This is a genomic window from Gardnerella vaginalis (assembly GCF_001546455.1).
GTDB lineage: Bacteria > Actinomycetota > Actinomycetes > Actinomycetales > Bifidobacteriaceae > Bifidobacterium > Bifidobacterium vaginale_B.
Map to the genome: position 1 here is coordinate 241,953 of NZ_KQ956813.1, position 10,066 is coordinate 252,018.

Consider the following 10,066-nt stretch of genomic DNA (forward strand, 5'->3'; position numbering starts at 1 on the left):
GTTCCCAAAAACGCCAAATACGTAAACAAACGTGGGGAAAAAGAAACAAACTCGGGAAATTTAGACCAAATCACTTAAGTCGCAAGTCGTATAGCGGCAAAAGAACCTGATTAATGTCAAAAGGCATTCCATCAAGATTCTTTACCTTCGCCGTCACAACTTTGTAGTTAAGCAACCAATCGGCTGGAGCATCCTGGCTAATGATTCGCGCAGCTTTAGCAAGAAGCTTGTTAGACTCCTTAGGATTTGCACAAAGCATAGCCTTAGCATACAAATCTTGAACCTGCTTATTGTTGTAACCGTAGTAATACTTAGGGTCTGCCCACTGGCCAAAATCGTGACTTTCGTTGTGATCTACCATAGACAAATCGTAGTTTTTATTGGTATAAACATCGTGCAGCCAAGTTGTAAACTCAACAACATTAACCTTTAAATCAATGCCAATCTGCTTTAGCTGAGACCTAAGCTGTTCGCCAAGTTGTGTTCCATAGATATTTGGATAAGTAAGCGAAAGATGCAAAGGATTTTCCTCACTAAAACCAGCTTCCTTCATTAACGACTTAGCGCGCTTAACGTTATGCGGGTAAAGATTAGTTAAATCTTCATAGCCTGGATCCAAAGAAGGAATAGGGCCGCCAAGCAAAGCATCCGTGCCTCCTCGCGAAGCAATGATTTGCTTATGATCAATGGCATACCTAATCGCTTGGCGAACACGCTTATCTTTAGTGCGCTCACCATTCATGTTCATAGCAAGCACAAACTTATCTGTGGTGTTCCCCGCTTTAACAACATATTTCTTTGAATTCGCCTTAAAAGGCTTAGCAAGCTGACCACTAATAGGCGCCAAAGCCTGAACTGCGCCCGAAGAAAGCGCGTCCACAGCCGCAACATCGTCTACAAAATAGCGAACAACAACTTTTGACGTTTTTGCCTTATTAGCGCCCTTATAGCGCGGATTTGCCTTTAACACAACACGGTCATTTGGCACGAACTTTTCTACCAGATATGGGCCAGAGCCAACAGCCTGAGTTTTAGCATTGTAATCTGCAAGCTTATCGAAGACTAAGCCAGCTCTAGAGCTCAACGCCCACAAGAGCTTTGCATTTGCTTCTTTAAGTCTGATTTCAAACGTGTAATCGCCTTTTGCCTTAGCAGATTCAACATTTCCAACCATGTTTGAACCGCGATACTTCTTTGCAATAAGCTCATTAAAAGACCACTCAGCATCTTTAGCGGTAAGCTTGTGGCCATTAGAGAACACAAGGCCTTTACGCATGTTAAAAGTGTACTTTAATCCGTCTTTGCTTATTTCCCAACTCTTTGCAAGGGAAGGAACAACCTGATTCTTAGCGTTTCTAGCTACAAGACCTTCGTACACGTTTCCAATCAGCAGCTGCTCTAAAGCAGAGCCAGATTGGTTACGAATATCAAGATTTGTAGGAGCAAGCTTTAAGCCGATTGACACGGTTTTATTTGACACTTGCGCAGAAGATGTTTGACTTGCAGAATTTTTTTGCGGACCTGTAAACGTTGCAATAATCGCGCTAACTACTGCGATTACTACGACTGCTACAGAAACAAGCCAGAATTTTCCTAAACCGCGCTTATTAGTGTTATGCACACTTTTAGACGCAGCGTTAAGAGAAGCATCTGTGCTAGAGCCAAACTGCAATTCTTCTGCATTTTCTTGCCCAGAGAATTCTTTGGTCACATCTTTAGAGTATGCGCCATTCTTGGGTTCTTTGTTATCCATTCATCAAACCTTTCTGGATTGAATTAGATACATACCTGTTCAATTTTTAAGCTCGTTGCTTAGAAAAGCTGCACTTTTGCAGCACAAGTCAACGGCGTATACAATCGTAGCTTGCTCACAAGTCAATTAAAGCTAGAGCGAGTCTAAAAACTTATTTATAAGTGATTGACATTTATGTTTATAAGTGATTGACATTTATGCGTTTTTGCAAAAAATTTATCGTCATTTTAATCAACATATCCTATGAATGTGGTTAAATTCCATCAGACGTAAACTTGCAAACGTGCGCATAAAAATGTTACACACACATACACGTGTTACACAACATGCACGCAAAATGCGCCAATAAAACGCCAATAAAAAGCGAGGAATAATGGCAGAGAACTTGAATACTACAGTAACAGTAAACGAATCTTCGGATCCGCAAAATAACGGCGGCCAAGACCGCACTGCTCTAAATCGCCAGCTTGCACAAATGCTTAAGGGTGGCGTAATTATGGATGTTACTACTCCAGAGCAAGCAAAAATTGCTGAAGATTCTGGAGCTTGCGCTGTTATGGCGTTGGAGCGTATTCCTGCCGATATTCGTGCAGCGGGCGGCGTTTCTAGAATGAGCGACCCAGCTATGATTCACGGAATCCAAGAGGCTGTGTCTATTCCTGTTATGGCAAAATGCCGCATTGGTCATTTTGTAGAAGCGCAAGTGCTTGAAGCCATTGAGATTGATTACATTGACGAAAGCGAAGTGCTTAGCCCAGCCGACGACGTGTACCACATTAACAAGCGCGATTTTGCAGTTCCATTTGTTTGCGGCGCCAAGGATTTGGGCGAGGCTTTACGCCGAATTAACGAAGGCGCTTCCATGATTCGCACAAAGGGCGAGCCAGGAACTGGAGACGTAATTCAGGCAGTGCGCCACATGCGAATGATGAATTCCGCAATCCGCAAGCTTACAAGCATGCGCGAAGATGAGCTTTTTGAAGAAGCTAAGACCTTGCGCGTGCCTTTTGATCTTGTAAAGTACGTTGCACAGAACAGCAAGCTTCCTGTTGTAAACTTTGCCGCTGGCGGCGTTGCTACCCCTGCAGACGCTGCTTTGATGATGCAGCTTGGCGCTGAAGGCGTTTTCGTTGGCTCTGGCATCTTTAAGTCTGGCGACCCAGCAAAGCGTGCTGCTGCAATCGTTAAGGCTGTTACTAATTACAAAGACGCTAAGATGATTGCTAAGCTTTCCGAGAATTTGGGCGAGGCAATGGTTGGAATTAACGAGCAAGAAATCAAGCTCTTAATGGCCAATCGCGGTGAGTGATTGAGGCGAATTATTTTGGCAAACTCACCTATCAATACAAATAATTGCGCGCACACTGTAGCCGTTCTAGCTGTTCAAGGAGCTTTTCTTGAGCATCGCTTAATGCTGGAAAAGCTGGGCGCGCGCGTTATTGAGCTTCGTCAAGCGCGAGATTTGGAGCAATCTTTTGACCGCCTTGTTTTGCCTGGCGGCGAAAGCACTGTACAATCAAAGCTTCTTAAAGAGCAAAACATGCTTGAGCCTTTGCGCGAGAAAATTGCAAGCGGAATGCCTGTTCTTGGCACTTGTGCAGGGCTGATTTTGCTTGCAAAGAACGTGGAAGGAAACGAAGTTAGCGGATTTGGCACTCTAGACGTTACTGTTAAGCGAAACGCTTACGGACGCCAGCTTGGAAGCTTCCACTACGAATCTAATTTTGGCAGTCTTAGCAAAGTTCCAATGACATTTATTCGCGCGCCTTATATTGCGCAAGTTGGACCAAATGCCGAGGCTCTTGCAACTGTAGACGGCAACGTGGTGGCTGCTCGCCAAGGAAACCAGATTGGCACAGCTTTCCACCCAGAGCTTGACGAAGACACAAGAATCCACCAACTTTTCTTGGATTTGTAGATATCTTAAGATTGTAAATTCTTGTAAATTAAAGTGGCACTTAAATCACTTGATTAAGTGCCACTTTAATTATTAAAACGCCATTAAATCGCCAGCAAATCGCTATTTTACTTCAAAAATCGCGTATCCAAAGGCTCCAATAGAGTGATTTTGAGCATCATAATTGTAGCTAATAATCGGCTTACAATCAGGCAAAACACTAAACGAATCATTAGACTCATTGAACGCATTTAAAGCCACAACAACGCGCTTAGAGCTGGTTTCTCGCGCAAACACAAACTTTCCGCGCTCGTCATAGTCAAGAACCCTAAAATTGCCATGAACAAAGCAATCGTTGCTTTTACGCAATTTTATAAGTTCGCGGAATAAGTCACGATTATCCTTTACAGGATTTGCCCAAGGCATAGCGGCGCGATAATCACACTCTTCAAAACCAACTACCCCAAGCTCATCACCGTAGAACACGCTTGGAGTTCCAACAGATGTAAGAAGGCAAAGTTCAGCCAAGCGGAATCGCTTATCTTGCTCGCAAGAATCGCCAGAATCCGCGGAATTTTGCGCGCACAAGCTCCTAAAGCGACTAACGTCATGACTATCAAGCAAATTCAACTGACCCTGAACAATCGGGAATGGGTATCTTAAAAGCATATCCACAAATCGACTATTAAACTCGCGCGCGTTAATCTTGCCAAAAGCAAAGAAATCGCGGCAAACTTTGCGGAACTCGTAGTTCATAGTGGAGTCAAACATGTCTCCCTGCAGCCAGCGCTCAGAATTCTCCCAAATCTCCGCAATCAAAACGCTATCTTTTTTGGTCTTTTTAGCAACAGTGCGGAAAGCGCGCCAAAAGTCTTTATCAACCTCATTCGCAACATCCAAACGCCAACCGTCAACATCAAAATCTTCAAGCCAATAGCGGCAAACGTCCATAAAATAGTTTCGAACTTGTGGATTAGAAGTATTGAGCTTTGGCATTTTACGCTCATACGCAAAACACGTGTAGCTTGGGCGCTCGCCATCTTCGGGGCGCTTAACAGGGAACTTTAGCCCGTAGAACCAGTCCTTGTATTGCGAATTTTCGCCATTTTTAACAACATCGTCGAAAGCAAAGAAGTACCAACTAGAATGATTAAAAACGCCGTCAATAATTATGTGCATGCCGCGATTATGAACCTCGCTAACAAGCTCCCTAAAATCGTCGTCCGTTCCTAAATTAGGGCAAACATGGTAGTAATCAAGAAGATCGTAACGATGGTATTCTGCAGCTGTAAAAATAGGATTTAAATACAGGCAATTAAAGCCCAAATCCTCAATATAATCAAGATTTTCAATTATGCCTCTAATTGTTCCACCCAAACGAGTGTGCAAAGTTTGGCCAGTTTTCTCATCAAAATAATCTTTTGCCGCGCAACTTATTCCACGCTTAGAATCTGCAAAACTATCTGGGAAAATGTTATAAACAACAGCCTCTTTAAGCCAATGTGGAACGTCGCTAATCTCCTCGCGGCGAATAAATGGGAACTGGTAGACTTCTGTACGATCTTCTGGAAAATCAGCCGCAATAGTATCGGCGTACAAATACAAGCGCTCATCCGCATCTTGCATCTCAAAGTAATAACAAACTCTATCTAAATCGCCGCTTATATTCGCTTCATAGTAGTCAAAGTAATCGTCACTTGCAATCTTTTCCATTTTAAGCGTGCGGAACTTATCTAACGGAGTTAAATCAACGCGATTTCCGTAATGCAAAACGCATGAGCTAAGATTATTCTTTGCCGCACGCAAGCGAATTGTTAAGCAATATTCTGCCGTAGAATACGCATACTGGGAAAGTGGCCTATGCAATATTGCTTGACGATTTATCATTTACATTTCCTTTCTAGCCTCGCTGCCATTGTTTTCGACTTTATCACCTACTCTTCTACACCGACACACTTTGATGGTGATTTCCTAAAACGCAACTCCAAACAAGGAAAGCTTGTAATTGCCCGCAACAGACTTAGCATTAATGTAGTATTGCTCTAAAGATACGCATACTTAAGTTTGGCAACACACAAACACAACGGAGGCGGTTATGCTTTTAGCAGTCGATATTGGCAACACGAATATTGTGCTTGGATTCTTAGATAACGGCAAGATTGTGGGCACTTATAGAATGACTACAAAAGCAAATCACACTTCCGACGAATACGGCATTATGATTACGCAATTCCTTAATTTAAGCGGTTTTAGCGTAAACGATGTTGAAGATGTTATTGTTGCTTCGGTTGTTCCAAAAGTTATGCACTCCTTCCGCGCAAGCATTGTTAAGTTTTTGCAAATCGACCCTATGATTGTAGGCCCTGGCGTAAAAACTGGCGTAAATATTAGGATTGACGAGCCACGATCCTTAGGCGCAGACTGCTTAGCAGATTGCGTTGGAGCGTTTAAAGAATACGGCGGCCCAGTATTGGTAATTGACTTTGGCACTGCTACAACCTATAACTACGTTGATGAAAACGCAGCCATTACATGCGGACTTATTTGCACGGGAATTAGTTCGGCTGCGGCAGCACTATGGGATAATGCGGCTCAGCTTCCAGAAGTTGAGATTTCGCGCCCTAAATCCGTTTTGGCAAAATCCACTCGCCCCGCTATGCAAGCTGGACTCTACTACAGCTTCTTAGGTGGCATTGAGCGCACAATTGAGCAATTTAAAATAGAGATAGACGAGCCATTTAAGGTTGTTGCAACAGGCGGATTAGGTCGTCTTTTTGAAAAAGATGTTAAAGCAATCGATTACTACGATCCAAACTTGATTTTTAAAGGAATGTACGAGATTTATAGAAGAACAACAGGCTGCTAGACGACTTTTCTAGTGCGCTAGCGCACAAGCACACTAACACACTAGCGCACAACAAAGCCCTGATTATACCCGTATTCTTTTAAGTCTTTTTTCCAAAGCGCAATCCCATCTTTAAGCCGAATCTTAGGACCAGGATCGTCTGGAAGAACAAAATCCTTGCCATCATCTTGCTTAATTCCAGCGTCAATCATGGCTTTAATGTTTAAGCGCGCTTTTGACTTTCGATTCCAATCGTAAGCCAATCCAACTGTGGAACGAAAATCGCTACGCGAATAAACTTCAAATGGCAAATACTTGTACCCCGTATACACATGTTGCGCTGCATCAGCAAAGACTCGATTAAAGCGTTGACCGCCAAAATATGGCACTTTAATCCCCCGAGAATCCAAAACAGTAGTCTTATTTAAAAATGCGCTATCTCTAAGAGTTACAACGTCTGCTGGAAACGCTCCCGCACTAACGCGTTCTTTAATGCCTTCTTGAGTGTGGCAAACAAAATCAACAAAACGCATTGCAGCTTCTGGCTTTCTACTAGACTGCAAAACGCTTAGCGCAGACCCACCCATTTGCGCATTATGATTTTTGCCATCCATTGTTGGAACTCTTGCAACACGCCACAACCCTGCTCCCCCCGGAATATCGCGCATTAAAAGCGATGTCATCCAAGCTCCAGCAAAAACGGAAGCAACATTGCCAGACCCAACAGCGTTCTTCCAAGCTGGAGTCCAGGTTGTAAGTCTTGTATCAACTAAGTCTTCGTCAATCATAGACTGCCAGAATTTAGTAAAATCCTTTGTTCCCTTGTCTTTACTTAAGCGAACTGTAACGGTTTTTCCGTCGTGCGAAGTAATAAACGGGTGGCCGCCCGAAAGCCAAATCATAGCGTTGTAAAAGCTTGCATCACCAGAATCGGCAGCAATGTAAACGCCTATGCTTTTTAGCTTTCTTGCAGCGTGAATATAGTCTTTCCAAGTGTGAATTTGCGTAGCGTCCACGCCTGCCTGGTTAAACACGTCTTGATTATAAAACCACGCCAAAGGCCCCGAATCCATTGGCAAACCGTATATACGCCCGCCTAATTGCACAGAAGACCAAGATCCTGGAGTATAAAAAGTTTGAGTTCCCTGCACCCTATCTGTAATGTCTAAAAGCTGCCCGCTAACTGCGTATTGTGGCAAAGCATAGTACTCAAGTTGAGCAACATCTGGCATGCCATAGCCATCTTGAATAGCACTGTTAAGATTGCCATACCCGCTTGTGTCTTTGATTGCAACTTTAATATCGGGATTTTGCTTCTCAAAATCCGCTGCAATCCGCTTCATGCTTGGCTCCCAAGACCACACTGTGATTTTTGTTCTAGAATCAACAGATCCGCATGATGCACAAAAAACAACAGCAAAAACACATAAAACAGCAGTTATTATGCGCCTAACAAAACAGTCAGAAATCTGCTTGCGATTTTTGCGCGGGCTTCTTTTATACATAACTCTCACTGCTATTCCACAGTTACGGATTTTGCTAGATTTCTAGGCTTATCAACGTCGTAGCCTTTAATCTTTGCCATATTCATTGCAAAAATCTGCAAAGCTACAACATCTACAAGCGGGCTTAGCAAAGTTGGGCATTTAGGACGCCAAAATACAATATCCGCGTAGCGTTCTGCATCTGGATCTCCATCTTCTGCAACAGCAATCGTAAACGCTCCACGCGCCTTAACTTCTTCGATTCCAGAGATTACCTTAGCGTGCAAAACGTCTCTTCCTCTAGAAGATGGCACAATCACAACAACAGGCTCGCCTTTGTCTACAAGGGCTATTGGCCCGTGCTTTAACTCTCCTGCAGCAAAGCCTTCTGTAAACGTGTACGCAATCTCTTTTAGCTTTAACGCACCTTCTAGCGCCACTGGGTATCCAACATGCCTTCCAAGGAACAAGAACGATTTTGCGTCGATTGTTTGCTTTGCAGCCTGCATAATCGAATCAGCTTGCGTATCTAAAACGTTTTGGATTTTATCTGGCATTTCTTTAAGCTGAGACACAATTTGCTGAATCTCATCTCTGTACATTGTTCCTTTGACTTGAGCCAAATAAAGCCCGAGCATGTATGCAGCTACGATTTGCGCAACGAAGGCTTTTGTGGAAGCCACTGCGATTTCCGGTCCAGCATGCGTGTAAAGTACAGCATCCGATTCTCGCGGAATACTAGAGCCTTGAGTGTTGCAAATAGCAAGCACGCGGCTACCCTGCTCTCGCGCATGCCTTAATGCCATTAGCGTGTCCATTGTTTCGCCAGACTGCGAGATTGCAACAACAAGCGTTCTATGCGTTAAAATTGGATCTCTGTACCTAAACTCGTGAGCCAGCTCCACCTCCACTGGCACGCGCACCCAATGTTCAATCGCATATTTTGCAACTAATCCAGCGTAGCTTGCTGTTCCACAAGCCACCACTATTATCTTATCGATTGAACGCAAAATATCTTGACTAATCCTAACTTCGTCTAGAATAATATTCCCTTTTGCATCAAATCGCCCGCGCAAAGTATCGGCTACAGCATGCGGATCTTCGTGGATTTCTTTATCCATAAAGGAATCCCATCCGCCTTTTTCTACAGCCGAAGCATCCCAGTCTACAGTAAAGTAACTAGGGTTTTCAATCTCGTTGCCGTCAAAATCTGTAAGACGAAGCTGTGCTTTTCCGTTCCCCTCTATATCTCCGATTAAAACAGCCTGATCTTGACCAACTTCAAGAACCTTATCTGTGTATTCTACAAAAGCCGCAACATCGGAACCTAGAAAATACTCGTTATTTGAAACACCTACTACAAGTGGCGAATCGTGGCGAACGGCAGCAACAATATTAGGCTGTCTAACGTCAACTGCAAGTAGAGTAAAAGCACCTTTAAGAATTTTTGCAACTTGTCTTATTGCTTTAAAAAGATCTGGCTTACCAGTTTCTTCAATTATTTGGTTTGCGATTTTTCCAAGCGCTTTGGCTGCCACTTCTGTATCTGTTTGAGATGAAAACTCTATGCCTTCTTTTTGCATTTGTTCTTTAAGACTAATAGCGTTTTCAATAATACCGTTGTGAATAAGGGCGATTTTTCCGTCTGCACTAATGTGTGGATGCGCATTTAAATCGCATGGAGCACCATTTGTAGCCCAACGTGTGTGGCCTATTGCAACGCTCGCCTCTGGCATTGGATTTTCGGCTATATCTTTTCTTAAAACAGCTAAGCGACCCGCTTTTTTGCGCACGCATATAGAATCCATTCCTGGAGCAGCAAGAGCTACACCAGAAGAATCATAGCCTCTGTACTCTAAGCGTTCTAATCCGTTTAAGCAAACTTCTAAAGGCTTTGAGCAAACTGTGCCAAAACCTGCGTATCCAACAATTCCACACATAATTTTCTATTCTACGTTATAAAACGTGTGTGTTTCTACTCGTTTTGCAATTATGTTTTGTAATTAATCTACATGTTTTGCAATTAATGCTATCTGTTGCTATGAATGCTATCTGCTTTTGCTTCGAATCCTTTGCCAAAATGCTTT

At 43.2% G+C, this 10,066-nt stretch carries 7 protein-coding genes; 3 read left to right on the forward strand and 4 right to left on the reverse strand.

Features of this window, described 5'->3' with window-relative positions; translation table 11 throughout:
* Window positions 1–70: 70 nt before the first annotated feature.
* Window positions 71–1,753, reverse strand: a complete 1,683-nt coding sequence (locus HMPREF3216_RS02515) for an ABC transporter substrate-binding protein (RefSeq protein ID WP_060786789.1) — start codon at window positions 1,751–1,753, stop codon at window positions 71–73.
* A 373-nt stretch (window positions 1,754–2,126) separates the two neighbouring features.
* On the opposite strand from HMPREF3216_RS02515, the gene pdxS reads away from it, so the two are divergent.
* Complete coding sequence (pdxS, locus tag HMPREF3216_RS02520) at window positions 2,127–3,062, forward strand: pyridoxal 5'-phosphate synthase lyase subunit PdxS (RefSeq protein ID WP_081090921.1); 936 nt, start codon at window positions 2,127–2,129, stop codon at window positions 3,060–3,062.
* Between the two features lie 15 nt (window positions 3,063–3,077).
* Complete coding sequence (pdxT, locus tag HMPREF3216_RS02525) at window positions 3,078–3,671, forward strand: pyridoxal 5'-phosphate synthase glutaminase subunit PdxT (protein ID WP_060786813.1); 594 nt, start codon at window positions 3,078–3,080, stop codon at window positions 3,669–3,671.
* 102 nt (window positions 3,672–3,773) lie between these two features.
* Here the strand turns inward: pdxT and HMPREF3216_RS02530 are convergent, their stop codons facing one another.
* Window positions 3,774–5,537 carry a glycoside hydrolase family 13 protein gene (locus HMPREF3216_RS02530; protein ID WP_060786790.1) on the reverse strand — a complete coding sequence of 588 codons (1,764 nt, stop codon included), beginning with the start codon at window positions 5,535–5,537 and terminating at the stop codon, window positions 3,774–3,776.
* 208 nt (window positions 5,538–5,745) lie between these two features.
* On the opposite strand from HMPREF3216_RS02530, the gene HMPREF3216_RS02535 reads away from it, so the two are divergent.
* Window positions 5,746–6,516: a type III pantothenate kinase gene (locus HMPREF3216_RS02535; RefSeq protein ID WP_060786791.1), complete on the forward strand. Its 771-nt coding sequence runs from the start codon at window positions 5,746–5,748 to the stop codon at window positions 6,514–6,516.
* Between the two features lie 41 nt (window positions 6,517–6,557).
* Here HMPREF3216_RS02535 and HMPREF3216_RS02540 read toward each other — a convergent pair whose 3' ends face one another.
* Both HMPREF3216_RS02540 and glmS read right to left on the reverse strand, forming a co-directional pair.
* Entirely contained in the window at window positions 6,558–8,000 is a 1,443-nt protein-coding gene (locus tag HMPREF3216_RS02540; protein WP_060786792.1) for an ABC transporter substrate-binding protein, read from the reverse strand.
* A gap of 11 nt (window positions 8,001–8,011) precedes the next feature.
* Window positions 8,012–9,919 (reverse strand): glutamine--fructose-6-phosphate transaminase (isomerizing), encoded by a 1,908-nt coding sequence (glmS, locus tag HMPREF3216_RS02545; protein WP_060786793.1) that lies wholly within the window; start codon window positions 9,917–9,919, stop codon window positions 8,012–8,014.
* Window positions 9,920–10,066: the final 147 nt, after the last annotated feature.